Source organism: Odoribacter sp. (genome assembly GCF_985060555.1).
Genome location: NZ_CFKYFN010000031.1, coordinates 19,158 through 38,701, shown reverse-complemented (window position 1 = coordinate 38,701; position 19,544 = coordinate 19,158). Strand labels below are relative to the sequence as shown.

The following is a 19,544-nucleotide window of genomic DNA, read 5'->3' as shown; positions in this document are numbered from 1 at the left end:
TCACGTTAAAACATTCATATAGCCCATCTATTCGGCAGCCAGACAGTGAATGACAGAATAAATGGCTTCCGCCACCTGTTCGTCCGTAGCCATCGAACTGTCCAGCATCAAATGGTAATAGTACCGGTCGCCCCAATCGCAACCGGCATAGTGCAGGCAGTGTTCACGCCGCTCCTGGTCGGTACGTTTCAGTAAGGCTTCTGCACGGTTGTTCTCTATCCCATATTCAGAGATTATGCGTTTCAGACGGGCAGCCTCATCGGCATAAACAAAAACATGGAGACACCGGGGACGGCCTTTCAGAATGAAATTGGCAAGCCGTCCCACGATAACGCACGACTCCCTGCCGGCAATATCAAGTATTACCCGGCTCTGTGCGCGGAATACGGCAGTCTGCACAGGATCGTCATACAACAGTCGTCCGTTTACGGTCTGTTCATTCTCCTGCACGGTGCATTCGCCCAACCCGCTTTGCTGCGCAGTGAGCGTGATAAGCTCCCTGTCATAGAATTTCACCCCCAACCGCTGTGCCAGCAGTTCCCCGATATGATGCCCGCCACTACCGTATTCACGTGAAATGGTAACCACAAACGGCAGGGATTTTCCGGAGGACAGGGTGGTATCCTCTTTTTCTCCGAGACCTTGCATTCTCCGGCGGTTCTCCGGATTGAACGACGAGGCATGACAGCGTCCGAACACATAATAGTAGCCCCACGACAGCAGGCAGGGCACGATCATGCAGAGGAACATGGCATCATACCCCAGCCATTTCACCAACACGCCTGCCAGAAAGCCGCCCAGCGCAATACCGAAATCGAAGGCCACAAAAAATGTGGAACTCGCAGCTCCCCGCCGTTCGGGAGCTACGGCGTGCATCGCCATGGTCTGCAAGGAAGGCTGGATAGCCCCGAAACTATACCCCAACAGGACTGCCGACAACAGGTAGCAAGGCACGTTGTGCGCAAATATCAACAGCAATATGCCTGCCACGATAGCTGCGTTACCGGTATAAACCAGCCGCGCCTCCCCATACCGGTCAACGGCACGCCCCAGCAGAATACGTGTCCCGACCGTGGCCAGAGCGATGAAGATGAAATAGATCCCGCCTCCGGGCAAATGACAGGAGGCAGCATAAATCGCTACATAGACTTCTATCACGCCATACGCCATCATGAAGAAGAACTGCGTAACGGCAGCGGGCACTGACATCGGTTCGAACAGTTCACGAATACGCAACGGAGCGTCGGATACCGTGTAGTTGCGCGACCGTATGCCCATGCCTGTCAGCAGTGCAGCCAGAGCTACCAGTGCAGCAATGGCGAACAGCGGCCGGAATCCCCAGGCGTTCATCACCGCCAGCCCCAATGCAGGTGCCACGGCGGTCGATACGGCCATTGAAAGTCCGTACATGCCCAGCCCTTCTCCCATCCGTTCATGCGGGATAATATCCGTCACCCAGGTGGAGGAGGCGTTGCTCGATGCCGCATGAAACACCCCGTGCACCGTGCGTAGCACAACAGCCATCGCAATGCCTGCCGATACAAAATATCCCATCGGGATAAGTGCCATTCCGACAAGTCCCAGTACCAGTATCGTACACCGTCCGCGCGTGTCAATAAGCCACCCCACGAACGGACGCGATACGATGGAGGTGACACTGAACAATGCCGTTGCCAGTCCGATAGTCACTGCATCACCTCCCAGGTAGGTGACGAAAAAAGGAAATGTAGGCAGCAACGCATGAAAATTCACGAAAATAAAGAGGTTCACCAGACAGATTCTAATGAAAGAGCCTGTCCATAATTTGTTCTGTCCTGCTGTTTCTTCCATATTTTTCCTGTTAAATTATGCAAAAAAAGAATGCCTGAACACGTAAACCACCAACTGGATTTACGTGTTCAGGCACTACTCGTTGTTCTCTTTTAACGACTGCAAAGATAGAAAAAATCGGGAAACATCCCGGACGGAAGACTTGAAAACAATCGGTAAAATTTGTGAAATAGTGTGTATTAGGAAAAGAAAATTCCGGTGACCAAAAAAAGGACTGCCAACCCAACCACGGCAGCCAGCAGTCCCGGCAACAAAAGCAAAAGAATCCTCCGACACAATCAGAAAAGATCATGAAACAATTTGTCGATATTTTTGTCAGAGGGAGAAGGCGCATGAATGTCTATAACTTTTCCGTCTCTACCAAATAACATAAAATGGGGTATGGCCGATACATTATATTCATTTCCCAGTATTTCTTTCGCGTGTTTCGTTGCCCAATACTGTTTCCAATTAGATCTATCGGCAGGAGCTTTTGCCAGCCACTCCTCTCTACTATCATCCGTGGAAAGACTGATAATCATCAAGCGGGAATTGTTTGCGTATTTTTGTGCCAATTGCTCCAGGAAGGTCATCTCATAACAACAAGGGCCACACCACGAAGCCCAGATATCAAGGAAAACTCCCAGGAAACAGCACAATTATTATTCAACATAGGACAGTCTTATCAACAGATTTCCGACCCGGAGAATGCTCTAAAATATTTCCGTAAATCTTTAAGCCATACCGCTGAGGCAGATGAATTACGATACAAGTGCTATCTTGCCATGGTGACAATTCACAAGGCTTTACTATCTGGGGAAATTGGGGACCTTTTGCAGCGGCCAATTACAATATGGGATGGCATTCAAAAGGAGGACATGACCGGACTTTCGGAACTAATGCAAAAGCATGGGATTGGTGTTCTGTGAACAATGCGGGCTTTGAATATTATCAGAATGCCAAAAAAGACGGTATCGGACTACCACCACACAATCCCAGAATCTGGGTTTTCAGACATCAATCCAATGCAAGTTGTGCTCCAATGCTCCGGCGTGTATGGCATCCTATCGGTTATAGCTCAAATTCAGGATGGTCTAACTTTTTTATCAATATTACTGCTGGAAGGTTATTGACATATACAAATACTCTTCTTAAATTTGCTTTGCCGGATATTGTCATTGGAACAGGAGGTGGTTATAATACATACGATATATATGAAAGTGTAAATCATGAATTATCCCATGCCAGCCATTTCAACAAAGTGGGAAGTGCTTTTTGGGCAAAATATGTCAATTATATCATTACGTATGGCAAAAAATATGACCACCCTTATGGAGATGCAAGTTGTAATAATTCAGGTTTTTGTGGAGTTGGTGAAATGTGGGGATATGCGATGGGATATATTCGAACTTACGAAAAATATCAACAAAAACCCAAAAATGGTCAAAGTAAATGGTTCCAACCAAATTTATTATATGATCTCATGACAGAAAAGATTTTAACCAAAAAACAGATTTTTGATTGTTTGTCTTCAGATGTCACTTCACATGCTCTTTTGAAGCAAAAGATGATTTCAAGATATCCTTCAAAGAAAGATTCAATAATTGCCAAATTCAGCAGGTATGGATTTTAAATTATTTTGGGTAGGTATATTTATATTTTTGATAGCCTGTAATCCATCAGATTATAGAGATCCGAGAAATAAATGTGAATGGTTCTTAAAAAATAGTACCGGTAGTACTATTATTCTATTGAAAAATTTCGATTCGCCAAATTACAATATTGTTCCTAATGATAGTACTATTACTGTATATGGAGCTGGGATCTCCAGTTTTGAAGAGACACCCGATATGTTCAATTGGATTTTAGATGCTATTGTCTTAGAGGATTCATTAACAATTTTTGATTCGAATAATGTCCTCCTTAGAACTTGGGTTCAATCTCAACGGAATGATTCCGGTAAGCAATTTTTCAATGAGCAGTATTGGCAAAAGCGGGAATGGAAAGAGGGGAAATATACGTATCACGAATGGACGTTTGAATTGCTTCCGGAAGACCTTGAAATCAAAGAACAAGATTAACCATAGCATTAATAAACTATTCTTAGACATTCTCTAAGATACGTCACATAAAAACGAACCCTAAAAGTTATGAAAAATGTTTAACTGAAAAATTTTTTCTGTGTCTACTTTTTCAAGCTGGTACAATAACAATAGTATATATTGCCGATTATATAAAACTTAGGAACATGCTTGCACTAGAAGAACTACTCGTAGAAACGGATGAAGATTTACCAATAGTGGCAACAGTGATTATCGGCTTTGATGACAATGGCTGTTTGGTATTAGAGCATAAAATCATGGATTATGACGTGCCGGAAGAATCCCGTACAAAGTATGCAGTTGTTGAAAAGCAGGAAGCATACGTTTTGGCTAAAAAGGTAAAGGTTTCTTTGATGCAACTTCCTGCTTATGTTTTCAAGAAATATGGTGTCCAACCTTTTTGCCAGGCTGTTCCTTCAGAAGCTCGTACGTTGTTTAAAGCCATATTAGATTTTTTTGCTTTTTATGGTGTGAAATATCGATTAAAAGACGCACTATAACACCCTTGGTTAGTTACCCATTTCCCGGTTTTACCCGACAAAAAACTTATTCCGCCGTTTCCCAATCCCCCACCGTTCCCGTTTCGGAAGAGAAGCTCACACCGATGCGGTAAAGTTTGCGAGGGTCTTCCAGATACGGACGGGCATAACCTTTCTCCAAAGCGTCTATCGCCAGTCCCTCGAACAGCCCTTTCCGGCCTAAAAAATAATGCTTCAGTGTCGATACCAACAGACTTTTCCCGAAACGCCGGGGACGGCTCAGAAAATAAATTGTTCTCTCCTTCACTAACGAATAAACCATTGCCGTCTTGTCTACATACACATAACCGTCTTCGATGATTCGGTCAAAACTCTGGATGCCTATCGGATATTTCATCATGATACGTATTTTTCTGGTCATTTGTAGGTAAAGATACGCAAAGGTGAGTGCAAAAGTAACAAACTTGTCTGATTGATTTTGCCGAACCGCATCCTATCTTCTCCCAAAATATGGAAATATTCCATTTTTACAACAGCAGTGATGTCCCCCCGTCAGCCCCGATATCATCTATATCCGCATCCTCATAAAAAGATATGATTGAATATATCCTGACATTTTTAGAAAATTGCTTTAAATTTGTCGCATTTATGCGAACGAATGATAAGGCATAAAGTTTGCTGATACAGATATCAATATAAATCCGTTTATTGAACGGGAAAAATAATTTATAAAAAAAATGTCACACATTGAAAATAAGCAAATAATATAAATTCGCCCCCCAAAATAATGAACACGAAAAAACGATATCCATAAACGAACGTTTAATAATATAGAATTACACACGGCAGTACATCGATCATGATAGAAAAAGGTAGTCATACGACCGAGTCAGATCAATCCCTATTGGACGCATTGATCAAAGGAGAGGAAACCGCTTTCGAGAAAATATATAAAAGCTATTTCGCTCTTCTTCAAAACTATTCTGCCTCTATCGTCGGTGATTCGGAAGCGGCTTTGGAGATTATTCAAAATATTTTCGTTGCCTTATGGGAAAACCGGAAAAATCTCGACCGGGAAAAATCTCTGCGCAATTACCTGCTTCGCAGCACGCACAACAATTCCCTGCGTTACCTCAAAACCCGGTTTCTCCACCTACAACATCAAGAAAACCTTAAAAGAAAAAAAAGCGAAGAGGAACAAGAAAACGTGATCCGGGCGGAAGAAGGACCCGAACCCGAACAACAATTATCCGCTTTACTGAATGAATTACCGGAAAGAAGCCGCCAGGTAATGATCATGAGTCACATTGAGAACAGGAAAAGTGCCGATATTGCCCGAAAATTAGGCATTTCCGTCCGGACAGTAGAAACCATCCTCTACCAGGCAATGAAAAAACTTCGGGGAAAAATAAAAAAATAGTATTTTCGAATACGTAGTTTCGGGCAGTCAGGTATTATATTAATGTCGATCAGGTTATAGCGTGCATGAAAACAGATACAGAGAAATATTTGAACCGCCCCATCGGGGAAAATGAAGATGAGTTGCTGGATGAGATCTGGAACTCTCTCCGGGCAAAGGAGTGCGGGGAACATATACTGGACAGAAATTACCAGGACGTAAAAAGCAGGATCCGCCGGAGAAGAAATACCCGCCGGATGTATTGGATTTCCAGCGGTGTTGCCGCGGCTTGTGTGTTCGTGTCCCTGTTTCTGGTGTTCCGTCCCACTGCCCTGCAAGAGGTTACGGTATACACCCAACTCGGTCACATGGGCATATCCGTTTGCAACGAACAGGTGCAACTACTCGTCGGGGATTCCGCCGTTTCGAACCTGGGAGGCGACGCCAAGATAAATATAGACAAACATTCGAATGTCGCACTGCAATCCGCCGACGGGAAAAAGATTATGCTGCAAAAGGCAAAAATATTGAAAATATATGTTCCTTCGGGTAAGCATTTCAACCTTGAATTAGCCGACGGGACACGTATCGTACTAAACGCCGACACCTGGTTCGAATACCCATCGACGTTCGACTCCCAACCGGAACGCAGGGTAAAAATCAAGGGAGAGGGATTCTTTGAAGTGAAAAGCGATACAACGAAACCTTTCTACGTGGAGATTCCCAACAGCGAATCTATCCGGGTACTCGGCACCTGTTTCAACGTATCGGCTTATGAAGACAACACGGAAAACGTGACTACGCTACTCTCCGGTAAAATAGCTTATCACGTTCCGGAGAACAACCGAACGGTGACTTTATCGCCGAACGAGCAAATCCGCGTGGACAAAGAAACGAATAAAATGGAAAAATACGAGGTAGATGCCGCAGAATATTCCATGTGGAAAGAGGGCGTGATCTATTTCAACAACGAGAAATTAAGTGTATTGGCTAAAAAATTGTCCAGAATGTATGGTATCGATATTCAGGTATCGGAAGAACACCGCGATTCCCGTTTTTCGGGAATGATCCGGCACGAACGGGGAATTGATTACATCACCAAGCTGTTAACAACGACAAGTAACATCGAATGTATTATTGAAAACGGGGTTATTTATCTGAAGTAAAATCCCCTCCATATCAATTACAAAACTTCATTGGAAAATGAAGTTCGGGGCTTTGTATGCTCAAATATAAAGAATAGTAATAAAATAAATATTCATTAATACAAGATCAATATGAAAGAAGACAGATCATTCAGCCGGAACCGGACGGTTCTCCGGGACAAACTCCGGAAGAAAATCGTCCTGCCACTGTTCTTGCTACAAATGCTTTGTAGTTTTACGCAGGTAAGTTATGCCCAGGAGGTACAACTAAATTTAAAGCTGGAAAATTCCACTTTACTGGACGCTTTGAAAAAGATAGGAACAGCCACCGGAACGGAATTTTTTTATAATGCCGGGCAAATCGGTACTTCTGACAAACGAATCACGAGGGAGTTCAGAAATACGCCATTGAGATCAGCACTGGAATACGTTTTGAACGGAACTCCTTTCACATTTAAAATCGAGGATAAAACGATTATTATCACCCAACGTCCGGCAGAACCACAAAAAACTGAAATGAAAATCATCGAATTGAAAGGGATTGTGGTGGATAGTCATACGAAAGAACCGTTACCGGGAGTAACTGTTATGATCGAAGGAACAACGCAGGGAACTGCCACCGACGTTAACGGACAATTCACATTCCCCCTCGGTCCGGCAGAGTATAACATTATCTTTTCGTACATCGGTTACGAGCGTCTGGTAAAAAAGTTCAACGGAAATAATGTCTCCGATTTTCAGAAAATTACACTTGTTCCTGTTATCGAAGAGATGGATGAAGTAGTCGTCACGGGTATCTTCACCCGTAAAAAGGAAAGTTTCACGGGATCATCGACTACATTCAAAGCAGAGGAATTGAAAGCCGTGGGAGCGTCGAATCTGGTTCAAAGTCTGCGCACACTCGACCCTTCATTCAAAATCGTGGAAAACAACCAATTCGGTTCCGACCCGAACCGCATGCCCGATATCGAAATCCGGGGCAAGAGCAGTGTTATGGGATTGAAAGAAGAGTATGGGACCGACCCCAATCAACCTTTGTTTATCCTTGACGGTTTCGAAACGACATTAGAAACCATCATGGACCTGAACATGAACCGGGTGGCATCGGTCACCTTGTTAAAAGACGCAGCCTCAACCGCCATTTATGGTTCGAAAGCAGCTAACGGCGTGGTGGTTATCGAAACAAAGGCCCCGGAGGGGGGACGCCTGCAATTCTCCTATAAGGGAGATTTCAGCGTGACGATGGCAGACCTTTCGGATTACAACTTAATGAATGCCCGTGAAAAATTGCAATTCGAGACACTCGCCGGTGTATACACGGACAAATCCAACAGTGCCATCAACCAGGTACGCCTGGATAGTTTACGGAATGCCCGTTTAAAAGGAATCGAAGAAGGGATCGACACCTATTGGTTAAGCGTACCGCTACGCACCGGGTTCACGCATAAGCACAATCTATATGCCGAAGGGGGTGAAGAAAACATCCGTTACGGTATAGGGCTCAGTTACGGTAACGTGCAGGGAGTAATGAAAGGTTCCGACCGCCAGACCATCAGCGGAAATATAGATCTGATCTATCGTTCCGGCAAGTTCCAGTTCAGTAATAAATTGACTGTAGACTATATGGAAACGAACGATCCGTCCGTAAGCTTCTCCGAATATGCACAAGCCAACCCTTATTACAAAAAATATAACGAAGACGGGGGTATCGACAAATACCTATACTATTACTCGGGAGATGGTTACGAGGAAAAAGTGGCCAATCCCCTGTGGAACGCCAGTCTGAATAATTATGACAAAAGCGACGAAACCGGATTTACCAACAATTTCATCATCGAATGGTTCGCCACCGACGATTTACGTGCAAGAGGGAAATTCGGCATAACGAAAACCAGCAGTTCGGCAGAAGAACGCCTCTCACCCGAACACAGTGACTTTGACGATGAAGAGGAAATGAAAAAAGGAAGCTATACGCACACCGCCAGTAAATCCACCAGCTACGAGGGAGATATTGCTGTTACTTACGGACGTCTGTTCGGAGGGAAACACATGATAAACGCTGTGGGCGGTTTCAATTTCAGCCTGTCGAAAGAAACAAGCAACGGTTATAAAGCGATCGGCTTCACGGAAGATGCTTTCGGGAGTCCTTCCTTTGCCAATGGTTATCCCGAAAACGGGAAATCGTCCTACTCGGAAAGCGAAACACGTGCCGCCAGTTTTTATCTAAACGGCGGATACGCTTACGACAACCGTTATTTACTCGATTTCAACTACCGTAGTGACGGTGCATCCATGTTCGGCACGAACAACCGTTTCCGCAATACCTGGTCGGTAGGTATCGGCTGGAACCTACACAACGAAGCATTTTTTCATGCGAAAGATTGGTTTCAGCTATTGAAACTACGCGCTTCGGTCGGAAATCCGGGGAACCAGAACTTTTCGGCATACCAGGCATTCACGACCTACACGTTCAACACGGATATGACAAACATTTTCGGTTCGGGACTGGTGATCAACGCGCTGGGCAACAAAGACCTGGCATGGCAAGAAACGATTAATTGGAATGCCGGAGCAGATATCACAACCTGGAACAACCGCCTGAACATCACGTTCGACTGGTATAAGAAAATTACCGACCCGTTATTGGCCCTGATTACCACACCAGGTTCCATGGGGGTGAAAAGCGTGGCTATGAATGCCGGACAGCAAAAGACAACCGGAATAGAAGTGACTCTGAAAGTCTCCCCCATTTACAGACCGCAAGAAAGAATTAACTGGAATATCAGCCTTAACGGGACACACGCCAAAGCACGGTACGCCAAAATCGGCAACGCTTTCAGCTCCCTGAACGAAGAGCAGAAAGCCTCATTGGCCGGGACAACGCGTTATTATGACGGCGGAAGCCCCACAGCCATCTGGGCGGTACGTTCTGCCGGTATCGATCCAGCCACGGGAAAAGAACTTTTTATCAAAAAAGACGGTTCCTATTCCTTCACTTATGACACAGACGACGAGGTCGTTCTGGGAGATACGGAACCCAAACTGGAAGGAGTGATCGGTACCACACTATACTATAAGGGATTATCCGTAGGATGTTACTTTCGCTACACCCTGGGAGCCCAAATATTCAATGAATCGGTTTTCGAAAAAGTAGAAAACATCAGCAGTGACGAAGTTTACAACAACCAGGACAAAAGAGCCTTGTACAACCGTTGGTCGGCGACTAACCGTGAAGCCCAATACAAAGGCATCTCATTGACCCAGACAACCGACAAGTCATCGCGCTTCGTGATGGATGAAAACACCATAAGCGGGGAGTCATTCAATATCGGTTATGAATTCACCCAACCTTTCGTGAAAAGAATGGGACTATCCGTTTTGAACATTCAGGCCATCATGAACGACCTGTTCCGTTGTTCATCCGTGAAAAGCGAACGAGGGATCGATTACCCTTTTGCCCGCACGGTTTCTTTCTCATTATCGGCAACTTTTTAAAGCAAATGTTATGAACATGAATATACAACGACTGATCGGACTGTACTGCCTGGCATTTTTACTGGCAGGATGCAGCAATTGGCTGGATGTCCAACCCTACGACCAGATCTCAGAGGATGAACTGGTGAAATCGGAAGAGGGATTCCAGAAAGCACTAAACGGCATTTATATCGGACTGAATGACGAGGCCCTGTACGGAAAATCCCTGACAGTAGAAATGATCGAAATCATGGGAGGCGCCTACGAAATCGGCAACGAAAGCCTGGTATGGGGGAATTACACGGACTTAAAAGATTATAATTACAACACCGAATACTGGCGTAGCTGTATGAGTTCCACCTGGGACAAGGCATACGCTCTGATTCTAAACTGCAATAAATTACTGGAAAATATGAAATCCCGCGAAGAATTATTCACGGGAAACAACTATAACATAATCCAAGGCGAAGCCCTGGCACTGAGAGCGATGCTGCATTTCGATATGCTACGCCTGTTCGGTCCCGTATATTCGAGAAACCCGGAGGCAACCAGTATCCCCTACTACACGTCGGAGGTATTGTCCCCCGAACCTTTGCTGCCCGCATCGGAAGTGATGACAAAAATCATACAAGATTTGCAGGAAGCACGCATCCTCCTAAACGAAGATCCCGTGAAAACGGAAGGAGGATTGTCAAGCGGGAATGCAGGCGAAAGTTCGAATTTCTTATGTTACCGGGCACTACGGTTAAACTACTATGCCGTAACAGGCCTGCTGGCCCGTGTATGCCTGTACGCCGGACAACGGGAAAATGCATTCAATTATTCCACTGAAGTGATAAAAGCTTCCAATAACGGCATATTTCCTTTCGTAGACAGAAGCCTGGTGAACGGAACTGCCCAGGATCCGGACCGTATTTTCTCGCCAGAAGTTCTGTTCGCCCTCTCTGACAGCCAACGAGGAGAATTGTTCGAAGAATATTTCGACCCATCGTTAGCCCCCAACATGGTATTCCGCATGGAAACCGATTTACTGGAACAAACTATTTACGGTGGAACCGGAACCGGCGGAAATCTGGACGACTACCGTTGCCGTTCCAATTGGATTTCCTCGGGAAGCGCACGCTATTTCTACAAATATTCGGACATGACGGAATCGGGACGGATAGAAAATACCATGATCCCCTTGCTACGGCTGGGCGAAATGTACCTGATCGCCGCAGAAAGCCAATCCAACAGCCTGGCTAACGGAGTATCATACATAAACACGTTGCGTAAAAACCGGGGAGTAAGCAATTTACAGACCCTGACCACCACCCTTCTGCAATATGAATACATCCGCGAAGTTTATGGCGAAGGACAATTATTCTTCATGTACAAACGGATGTACTCATCGATTATCCGGTCGAATTCGGCAACGAACAACCCGGCTCCGTCAAATGCAGTATTCGTGGTGCCTTTGCCCGACACTGAAACAGAAAACAGATAACCAAGTAATCACAACAGCAATGAAGAAAAACATAATCAGGAAAGTATACTGGGGAATGACGGTATTGTTCGGACTGGCAGGATGTAACGAAGAGAAACCGGCTACTTTCGACCAAATCAACGGAATATATTTCAACAACCGTTTGTTAAACAATACGATCGTTGACAGTACCAACGTGACATTCGTTTATACCAGTGCCGACACGATGACTGTCACGGTAAAAGTCCAGGCATTGGGACGCCCCGTGGCATACGCCCGCCCGATAGACATCAGTGTAGCAGGAGGCAATGCCATAGAAGGAACCGACTATGAACTGGTCTCTGTCGCAGAAATGCCGGCAGAGGCAGTAAACCTCGATTATAACGTGCAACTGAACCGTACGGCGGTACTGAAACAAGAAAACCGGGAGATTGTGCTGGAACTGAAAGCCAACGAGCACTTTATCCTGCCTTTCGAGTATCAGGTGCAAAGTGGAAATGACACGACAACCGTGATTCGTTACCGCATCATCTTCTCCGACCGTTTCACGGTTGCCCCGGAAAGTTGGGATGAAGACTTCGGGGGAGAATTCTCCCAGCAAAAGTTCGAATTAATATGCCGGGTACTGGAAATAGACCCCGCCGAATTTAATACGGCAGGCGGTATTTCACTGGCAAGATGGCAGTTTATCTATATAGAAATGTGCGACTACGTGGCCACCCAAACAGAAAAGAAAGCAGCGGGAGAAGAATACGACGAAGAGGCTTTCGACCCGACAACCGGAGAACCATTGTTTAAATATTAATATATGCAACCATGCGAAAAGGATTATTATACACGGCCTGCTGGATTTTCTTACTGATATCCTGTGCCGAAGATTTGGGGAATTACGATTACCGGGAACTCTCCTCCCCGGTGGTGACCGGCATTGATGAGAAAATACCCGTACGAAAATTCGAACGTTTACAGTTGACACCGCAAATTGAAGGTGAACAATTCACGGAAGAAGATTACCAGTTCGAGTGGAAAGTGATTCCGCAGGCAGACGCCGTTACAGCTACCGTGATCGGAAATGAACGCATTTTGGATTATGAAGTGGTATTGGCGGAAGGGACATACACGCTATATTTCACGATAACCAACCGTACAAGCGGTTTGTTCTGGCAACAGACTTACGAACTGGAAGTCACCCAAACCACTTCCGAGGGCTGGATGGTGTTGTGCTCCGACAACGGTCGGACACGACTGGACATGATATCCATGGTCACGGGAGAAACTTACAGGGACTTATTATCCAGCCAGGATATGCCGGAATTAAACGGCCCACGGCGTATCCAGCAACTGGAAGACCTCGCCGAAACCGGATCGCCTTTCTACTTGCTGACGGATGACGGAGCAACCCGCTTGAGCAGTGACGGTTTTGCCTGGACGGAAGAATACAATATACGTTACGAGATGGGGAACGGACAAGCAGTAAGCCCACATGAAATAATACCCACGGTCAATGCCAAAATGATGGTTGCCGGGACGGATTTCCACTATGCGAGCAATATGGGTGAGATTCTCGGACTTTTCAGTTCTCCCATAAACAAAGATTTCCGGGTAGCCCCCATGGCAGGCAGCAATGTTGCAGGCAACATGATCCTCGCTCCCCTGGTGATGATATACGATATCGACAACAAACGCTTCATGGGATACGGACAAACTTTAGCTTCCTCAGACCTGAACAATCAGGAACCTTTGCGGGAGATGAATGAAATGGCAGAACTGATGGAAGACATGCAAGCGACGACGGGAGGAGTTACGGGTTCGGCATTTGATGAATTTCCCACCGGACTAGACTACGTGTACATGGAGAACACCCGATATGACCCGGGTAGCGGGCAAATGGCAGTAACCTATACAGTACTGGCAGACGGCGACAAACGCTACCTTTACGGCATCCAGCTAGGCGACATAGTCCCTCAATCGTGGAGTAGTTGTCCTAACGCGCTTGGGAAGGCTTATTATGGCGACTTGTCGGAATGTACCGATATAACAAAGGTGACAGACCTCTTCGCTTTCAGTTCACTGAAAAACTGTATGTACTATGCCGTGGGCGGTACCCTCTACCAGGTAGACCTTTCCACGAAACCGTTGCAGGCAAAAGTGCAGTTTACATTACCGGGAGGAGAGGAAATCACCCGCCTGAAATTCAATCTATTCCGCAAAAATACCAGTGACTCCCGTTCGTACAATCTGATCATCGGAAGCCTACGGGGTGAGGAAGGTATCCTCCGGATATATAACGACACGGAAATGAGCGGAGATTTTTCAGGAGTGGAACCGGAAGTCTACGACGGTTTTGCCCGTATTGTCGACGTAACCTATAGAGAATGGTAAGTTTTAAGTGTTCAATTTATCTATATTATTAATTTCTAAAATCTAAATGTTATGAAAAAAATTCGGATAATGATGCTTATGATATGCAGCATTTGCGCATTCACGGCTTGTTCGGATGATGATGATCCGACACCACAAAACCCTGTATCAAACGTGAGAATACCCGCTACAGCTGAAATCGGTACGGAAATTATCGTATCCGGTACCGGATTCGCTTCAACAGCACAGTTCACCTTCAAAGGCACAGCCTCATCTGCCGATGTAAGTCAACTAACCATTGTTTCCACCGGTGTGACAATGACCGTGCCGATGAGCTTAACACCAGGACAATATACGTTGGTACTAAAACAAGACGGCGAATGGGAATTGGGAAGCATTGAATTAACAGCGGCTTCACTCCCAATCATCGGATTAGAAATACCCGAAGCAGGATTTACCGGCCAAATAATAAATATTGGCGGTAACGGATACAACGAAACGTCAAAAGTATACGCAGAAACCGGGAATGGCACCCGAACTGAATTGACTGTAACAGACTACCAGAGCGGATTGATTTGTACTTTACCCACAGACCTCAGTGCCGGAACTTACCGTCTTATCCTTGCCCAGGATGGAGGGGAATGGACATTAACCGAAGAGTTCGAAATTGTAAAATACAAACGATTGGTCAAGATCGGCTGGGTAAATGATTTCAGTCAAATAATGGCAGATTATATCACAGAATCTACATTCGAAATTTCCTATGCAGCCAACGGTCCACAAAGTTTCAAGTACGCTAATGTCCTTTACGAACATGAGATGAACTATGATGTACAAACAAACAATGACCAAATTATTTTATCTATCAGTAATCCGGATCCTGACTGGGAATTAGAAGGATATGTAAGACAGGTTACTCTGAGTGTAACCGATGATTTAGCACAATCAAATGCTACAATTTTCTATAATCTTTGGAATACAAAGGACGTAAACATGAGTGCTGACTGGACATATGCAGACCGGTATATGAAATCCTATGAAGGCAAAGGAGGTCTTAACAATTTAGAATATACTTTTGATGCCGGCAATTTAGTCGATGTCAGCGGAACATCATTCGAATACGACCAAACACAAAAATACACTCGTCCAGGAATGGACATTGCAGCCCTTTTCTTACAACTTTCAAACATAAACTATACTCAAGATTGGGGATGGATGTACGCTGCATTCACAGGGTTGATCGGAGAAAAATCGGCAGGAATTCCCGTAAAAATGTCGGTAGTAGATCCGGAGACGGAAGAAACAACGACCCACGAGTTAAACTACACGTATGATGAAGATAATTACGTTACAAGCGTATCTTATGAATCTTCATATTACGGAATGGGTATGGTTACTTTCCGGATCGATTTCACATACGAAGAGGTACAATAATACCACATAGAGGGTGTGTCAAAATGCGTGTTTCGATAAATTATATAGTTGCAATTTATTGATAATCAATATTGAGAAGCCACTAAAAATACGAAAATTTGCATTTTGACACACCCTCTTTAAAAACAGCAAATCGATTTTAAAGATGAAATACATTCTATTTATCGCACTCATTCTATCCGTCGTCAGTTGTACGGAACACGACGGATATACCCTCACCGGACATGTCCCCGAAGCATGGGAAGGGAAACCCGTTTTTCTGGCACTGGATGATACCAATCAACCTCATTTCATCGACAGTACGAAAATATCGGGGGGTAAATTCAGGTTTCTGGGTAAATTCGATGTGCCGCGTTATTGCACGGTCAGCATCTACCTTGATCCCAATGACCGGCTGACCCGCAGTAAAATTGTAAACTTCTCGTTATTTATCGACAATGCAGCGATAGAAGCCACTTGCGACTATTCCAGCAAATATCCCGTGTTTCAGATCTCCGGAAGCGGGACTCAAACTGAATATCAAAACTACCTGAACGAGATACAACCCATGGAGGACGACCGGAGCAAAACGTTCCGCGCTTACGGGGAAGCTTATTACAATTCGAAAGATTTAGCCAAAGCGATTGATCTGGCCAAACTCGTCACCCAAAAAAGACTAGCCCTCAGAGAGACTCAAATCAACTACCTTAAAGCACATCCCGAATCTGCCATCAGCGTTAAAATCGCACAAGAACTCTCCGACAAGAATTCCGACCTTTCTTTGAAAGAAATCGAAGGATTATTCACCTGCCTATCCCCCGAAATGCAAAATTCGGAAATGGGCCAGGCTCTTCGGGCAACGATCCAGGGCAAACAGGTATTTATCGGAGGATCTTTCATCGACATGGAACTCACGGCAGCGGACGGAAGTAAAAAGAAAATATCGGATTTTGTGAAACCCGGGACCACTACATTAATTGAATTCTGGGCATCATGGTGTAGTCCCTGCCGCGGGGAGATACCTCACATGCGTAACACGTACAATACCTACCATCCCAAAGGGTTAAATATCGTGAGTATCTCCATTGACAGTGATCCGAAGAATTGGCATCAGGCTTTGGAAGAGGAAAAGATGCCTTGGGAACAGCTTATCGATAATACCAAAGCGGCTTTCCGGGCTTATAACCTGAGCGGAGTTCCTTCCTCTATCCTTGTAAACGACAAGGGAAAAATCATTAATGTAAACGCAAGAGGCGGATGGCTGGATGCTGCCATGCAGGAAATTTATGATTAATCATATACACTTTAAAATGAGAAACTTTATATTTATTATTTTACTCTCGGTCGTTTGCTCTTGTTCACAGCAAAACAACGACGATATCGTCGTAGACTTCAACGTGCAAAACATGACCTATTCCAAAATTGCCATTGTTGTCAGCCCGGAAATGATCAAGGAAACGGATCTGGATAAACACGGAAAAGCCAGCTGTACATTACAGGGGAATATGATATACGCCCGTCTGTTTTATGGCGAGGAAGCCAAAAATGTTTTTTTCCAGAAAGGCGATCGTGTCACAATTTCTTTTGATGCCAACAATTTTAAGGACAGCATGAAATTCGAAGGAAAAAACACTCCGGTAATAGAATACCTCAATTCTATCACTTACAACCCGATAATCCCCCCCGAATACGAGCGCTCACTAAAGGAGATTGTCAGTCTTGTCAACGAGAAGACAGACGAGGCGGCCAATTTATTGAAAGCCCGGAAACTGGAAGCGGTAAATCCCGAATTTGCAAAACTGGAGGAGGGACGAATCAAGTATTCATATCTGATCAGTTTGGTTATGTATCCCATGGGACATATCATGTTCGACACAACTTATCGCCCGAATGAGGAATATTATTCAACATTGGAAAAATACGTACAGGAAGACGAAAGTCTGATTGACCTTGACATTTACAGGGAATTTATTATAGAGGCTGCTCTTGTGCTTGGAAGCAAGGATAAAGAAATCTCCGGCATCTACAATAAAAATGTTGCCCGGATGAAATATATCGCCCAACATTTCAAAAATGACAAGCTAAAACAATCTCTTCTGAACGAGATTGCCATCAGACAGATAAAGAACGGTATTAACCATATCACCGAACTGGAAAATATTTACAATACTTACGTGACTGACCCGACTCTACGGACTGCCTATAAAACAGAGTATGACAAACGGAACATTGCCGTTACCGGCAAACTTTCCCCGGACTTCCAGGCCAAGGACATTAACGGTAAAACTTACTCCTTGAAGGATTTCAAAGGGAAATATCTGTATATCGACATGTGGGCGACCTGGTGCGGTCCCTGTAAAAGAGAAATGCCCTATTTGATAGAACTGGAAAAGAAAATGGAAGGGAAAAACATCACCTTCCTCGGTCTTTCCACCGACGAGGATAAGGCAGCATGGGAAGAAACAGTCAAATCGGGAGAACTCTCCGGCGTTCAACTTTTGCTTGGGCGAGGGAGTCAATTCCAACGGGATTATAATATCGACGGTATCCCTCATTTCATTCTTATTGACCCGGATGGCAAGATTATCAACCCCAAAGCAGTCCGCCCTTCTTCACCAGACGCCGAAAAGATTTTAAATGCTCTTCCTGATATTTAAACGGGATGGAACTGCTTCAATATAATTCAAATCTATATCCTCATAAAAAGATATGATTGAATATATTCTGCCATTTTTAGAAAATTACTTTAAATTTACCGCATTCATTCAAACGAATGAAAAGTAATATGAATCAATAAAATGGAAAGACTATGAGTGAAATTATTTGCCACTGCTTTGAAGTAAGCAGAGAAGAAATTGAAAATGCAATTCGTGAAAAAGGATTAAAAACCGTCGAAGAAGTAGGCGAAGCGACGAACGCAGGAACCGGTTGTGGCGGTTGCCAGGAACAGATACAGGAGATTCTGGACGAAATCAATGGGAAATAATCTCCCTTCCAGCAATAACAAAAAGATCCCGGATAATGAATTTTCATCCGGGATCTTTTTGTTATTGTGTCGCTGAATAACTTTTAGCGGTTCAACCAGTCCCGGAACTCGCGAATGCGGTCGGCACTGACGATAGCTTCTATATTTTCAGGAGGCAAAGGAGATAAACCGATTTTTATGCGGTTGTTGGAATAACGGATCATTTCTTTGATAGCAGAAAAGCTCACTATAAACTTCCGGTTGATCCGAAAAAAGATTTGGGGATCCAGGCGTTCTTCGAGTGCAGCCATCGTCTGATCGAGGATATACCCTCCCCCTTCATGGGTATATAACATCAGGTATTTTCCATCGGCCATAAAATAAGCGACTTCTGCCACCGGTACGGATTTGATCTTCGTTCCGATCTGCACCAAAAAGCGCTCCTGAAATCGGACCGTCCGGGGTGCTTTCTTTTCTTTTGCAAACCAATTCCGCACTTTTTCCAACGCCCGCAGTATTTCCTCTTCGTCAAAAGGTTTCAGGATGTAATCTATTCCCTGGCTCTTGAAAGCTTGCAAAGCATATTCATCATAAGCGGTAATAAAAATGACAGGAGCTTTGATCTCTACTTGTCCGAAAATATCGAAACTACGTCCATCTCCCAAATGAACATCGCTGAAAATCAAATCTACCTGATTTTCTTTCAGCCATTGTACACTTCCCCGTACAGAATCCTGACGGGCAACGATTTCTATTTCCGGTGCCAACTTTTTCAGAATACTTTCCAATTCACGGGCAGCCAAAGCTTCATCTTCAATAATAATTGCAGTCATATTGAAATATAGGATCGCCCGAAAATACGAAAAAAGGACTTGCCTGCCAAGTCAAAGTTTTTTATTTTATAAAAAAAACGGTAACAACCGTATTTCTTT

General features: G+C 44.5%; 16 protein-coding genes and 1 pseudogene. 13 read left to right on the top strand and 4 right to left on the bottom strand.

Features of this window, described 5'->3' with window-relative positions; all coding sequences use genetic code 11:
- Positions 1 to 27 precede the first annotated feature (27 nt).
- Together AC5RDS_RS03770 and AC5RDS_RS03765 are read right to left on the bottom strand one after the other, a co-directional pair.
- Positions 28 to 1,830, bottom strand: coding sequence for an MFS transporter (locus AC5RDS_RS03770; RefSeq protein WP_493591769.1), 1,803 nt, complete (start codon positions 1,828 to 1,830; stop codon positions 28 to 30).
- A gap of 278 nt (positions 1,831 to 2,108) precedes the next feature.
- Positions 2,109 to 2,468 carry a TlpA family protein disulfide reductase gene (locus AC5RDS_RS03765; RefSeq protein ID WP_202194921.1) on the bottom strand — a complete coding sequence of 120 codons (360 nt, stop codon included), beginning with the start codon at positions 2,466 to 2,468 and terminating at the stop codon, positions 2,109 to 2,111.
- 113 nt (positions 2,469 to 2,581) lie between these two features.
- Between AC5RDS_RS03765 and AC5RDS_RS03760 the strand changes: the two genes are divergently transcribed.
- From AC5RDS_RS03760 to AC5RDS_RS03750, 3 genes are all read left to right on the top strand, one after another.
- Positions 2,582 to 3,442, top strand: coding sequence for a hypothetical protein (locus AC5RDS_RS03760; protein WP_306450985.1), 861 nt, complete (start codon positions 2,582 to 2,584; stop codon positions 3,440 to 3,442).
- Positions 3,432 to 3,890, top strand: a complete 459-nt coding sequence (locus tag AC5RDS_RS03755; protein WP_013613587.1) for a hypothetical protein — start codon at positions 3,432 to 3,434, stop codon at positions 3,888 to 3,890. Before AC5RDS_RS03760 ends, AC5RDS_RS03755 begins: the two co-directional genes overlap by 11 nt.
- 167 nt (positions 3,891 to 4,057) lie before the next feature.
- Positions 4,058 to 4,411, top strand: coding sequence for a hypothetical protein (locus tag AC5RDS_RS03750; RefSeq protein WP_202194907.1), 354 nt, complete (start codon positions 4,058 to 4,060; stop codon positions 4,409 to 4,411).
- A 145-nt stretch (positions 4,412 to 4,556) separates the two neighbouring features.
- Here the strand turns inward: AC5RDS_RS03750 and AC5RDS_RS03745 are convergent.
- Positions 4,557 to 4,787 (bottom strand): annotated as a pseudogene (locus tag AC5RDS_RS03745) (AAA family ATPase); the annotation flags it as partial.
- A gap of 462 nt (positions 4,788 to 5,249) precedes the next feature.
- On the opposite strand from AC5RDS_RS03745, the gene AC5RDS_RS03740 reads away from it, so the two are divergent.
- From AC5RDS_RS03740 to AC5RDS_RS03695, 10 genes are all read left to right on the top strand, one after another.
- On the top strand, positions 5,250 to 5,810 hold the full coding sequence (locus tag AC5RDS_RS03740) for an RNA polymerase sigma-70 factor (RefSeq protein ID WP_013610825.1): 561 nt from the start codon (positions 5,250 to 5,252) through the stop codon (positions 5,808 to 5,810).
- Between the two features lie 65 nt (positions 5,811 to 5,875).
- Positions 5,876 to 6,955, top strand: a complete 1,080-nt coding sequence (locus AC5RDS_RS03735; protein WP_013610824.1) for a FecR family protein — start codon at positions 5,876 to 5,878, stop codon at positions 6,953 to 6,955.
- Between the two features lie 111 nt (positions 6,956 to 7,066).
- Positions 7,067 to 10,429: a SusC/RagA family TonB-linked outer membrane protein gene (locus AC5RDS_RS03730; protein ID WP_118104432.1), complete on the top strand. Its 3,363-nt coding sequence runs from the start codon at positions 7,067 to 7,069 to the stop codon at positions 10,427 to 10,429.
- A gap of 10 nt (positions 10,430 to 10,439) precedes the next feature.
- Positions 10,440 to 11,894 (top strand): RagB/SusD family nutrient uptake outer membrane protein, encoded by a 1,455-nt coding sequence (locus AC5RDS_RS03725; RefSeq protein WP_013610822.1) that lies wholly within the window; start codon positions 10,440 to 10,442, stop codon positions 11,892 to 11,894.
- Between the two features lie 19 nt (positions 11,895 to 11,913).
- Positions 11,914 to 12,678 (top strand): DUF4843 domain-containing protein, encoded by a 765-nt coding sequence (locus tag AC5RDS_RS03720; RefSeq protein ID WP_013610821.1) that lies wholly within the window; start codon positions 11,914 to 11,916, stop codon positions 12,676 to 12,678.
- 11 nt (positions 12,679 to 12,689) lie between these two features.
- Positions 12,690 to 14,255 carry a PKD-like family lipoprotein gene (locus AC5RDS_RS03715; protein ID WP_013610820.1) on the top strand — a complete coding sequence of 522 codons (1,566 nt, stop codon included), beginning with the start codon at positions 12,690 to 12,692 and terminating at the stop codon, positions 14,253 to 14,255.
- Between the two features lie 51 nt (positions 14,256 to 14,306).
- Positions 14,307 to 15,668: a hypothetical protein gene (locus AC5RDS_RS03710; protein ID WP_118121792.1), complete on the top strand. Its 1,362-nt coding sequence runs from the start codon at positions 14,307 to 14,309 to the stop codon at positions 15,666 to 15,668.
- Between the two features lie 145 nt (positions 15,669 to 15,813).
- Positions 15,814 to 16,941 (top strand): TlpA disulfide reductase family protein, encoded by a 1,128-nt coding sequence (locus tag AC5RDS_RS03705; protein WP_013610818.1) that lies wholly within the window; start codon positions 15,814 to 15,816, stop codon positions 16,939 to 16,941.
- 16 nt (positions 16,942 to 16,957) lie between these two features.
- Positions 16,958 to 18,304 (top strand): TlpA family protein disulfide reductase, encoded by a 1,347-nt coding sequence (locus AC5RDS_RS03700; RefSeq protein ID WP_013610817.1) that lies wholly within the window; start codon positions 16,958 to 16,960, stop codon positions 18,302 to 18,304.
- Positions 18,305 to 18,456: 152 nt separating this feature from the next.
- Entirely contained in the window at positions 18,457 to 18,633 is a 177-nt protein-coding gene (locus AC5RDS_RS03695) for a (2Fe-2S)-binding protein (protein ID WP_013610816.1), read from the top strand.
- An 83-nt stretch (positions 18,634 to 18,716) separates the two neighbouring features.
- Here AC5RDS_RS03695 and AC5RDS_RS03690 read toward each other — a convergent pair whose 3' ends face one another.
- Positions 18,717 to 19,445, bottom strand: coding sequence for a LytR/AlgR family response regulator transcription factor (locus AC5RDS_RS03690; protein WP_013610815.1), 729 nt, complete (start codon positions 19,443 to 19,445; stop codon positions 18,717 to 18,719).
- Positions 19,446 to 19,544 lie beyond the last annotated feature (99 nt).

What these genes read in the sequence shown, in the direction of transcription:
- AC5RDS_RS03735 (WP_013610824.1), top strand. Translation starts at nt 5,876, where the DNA reads ATGAAAACAGATACAGAGAAATATTTGAACCGCCCCATCGGGGAAAAT.
- AC5RDS_RS03770 (WP_493591769.1), bottom strand. Translation starts at nt 1,830, where the DNA reads ATGGAAGAAACAGCAGGACAGAACAAATTATGGACAGGCTCTTTCATT.
- AC5RDS_RS03720 (WP_013610821.1), top strand. Translation starts at nt 11,914, where the DNA reads ATGAAGAAAAACATAATCAGGAAAGTATACTGGGGAATGACGGTATTG.
- AC5RDS_RS03705 (WP_013610818.1), top strand. Translation starts at nt 15,814, where the DNA reads ATGAAATACATTCTATTTATCGCACTCATTCTATCCGTCGTCAGTTGT.
- AC5RDS_RS03710 (WP_118121792.1), top strand. Translation starts at nt 14,307, where the DNA reads ATGAAAAAAATTCGGATAATGATGCTTATGATATGCAGCATTTGCGCA.
- AC5RDS_RS03700 (WP_013610817.1), top strand. Translation starts at nt 16,958, where the DNA reads ATGAGAAACTTTATATTTATTATTTTACTCTCGGTCGTTTGCTCTTGT.
- AC5RDS_RS03730 (WP_118104432.1), top strand. Translation starts at nt 7,067, where the DNA reads ATGAAAGAAGACAGATCATTCAGCCGGAACCGGACGGTTCTCCGGGAC.
- AC5RDS_RS03725 (WP_013610822.1), top strand. Translation starts at nt 10,440, where the DNA reads ATGAACATGAATATACAACGACTGATCGGACTGTACTGCCTGGCATTT.
- AC5RDS_RS03755 (WP_013613587.1), top strand. Translation starts at nt 3,432, where the DNA reads ATGGATTTTAAATTATTTTGGGTAGGTATATTTATATTTTTGATAGCC.
- AC5RDS_RS03715 (WP_013610820.1), top strand. Translation starts at nt 12,690, where the DNA reads ATGCGAAAAGGATTATTATACACGGCCTGCTGGATTTTCTTACTGATA.
- AC5RDS_RS03690 (WP_013610815.1), bottom strand. Translation starts at nt 19,445, where the DNA reads ATGACTGCAATTATTATTGAAGATGAAGCTTTGGCTGCCCGTGAATTG.
- AC5RDS_RS03740 (WP_013610825.1), top strand. Translation starts at nt 5,250, where the DNA reads ATGATAGAAAAAGGTAGTCATACGACCGAGTCAGATCAATCCCTATTG.
- AC5RDS_RS03695 (WP_013610816.1), top strand. Translation starts at nt 18,457, where the DNA reads ATGAGTGAAATTATTTGCCACTGCTTTGAAGTAAGCAGAGAAGAAATT.
- AC5RDS_RS03750 (WP_202194907.1), top strand. Translation starts at nt 4,058, where the DNA reads ATGCTTGCACTAGAAGAACTACTCGTAGAAACGGATGAAGATTTACCA.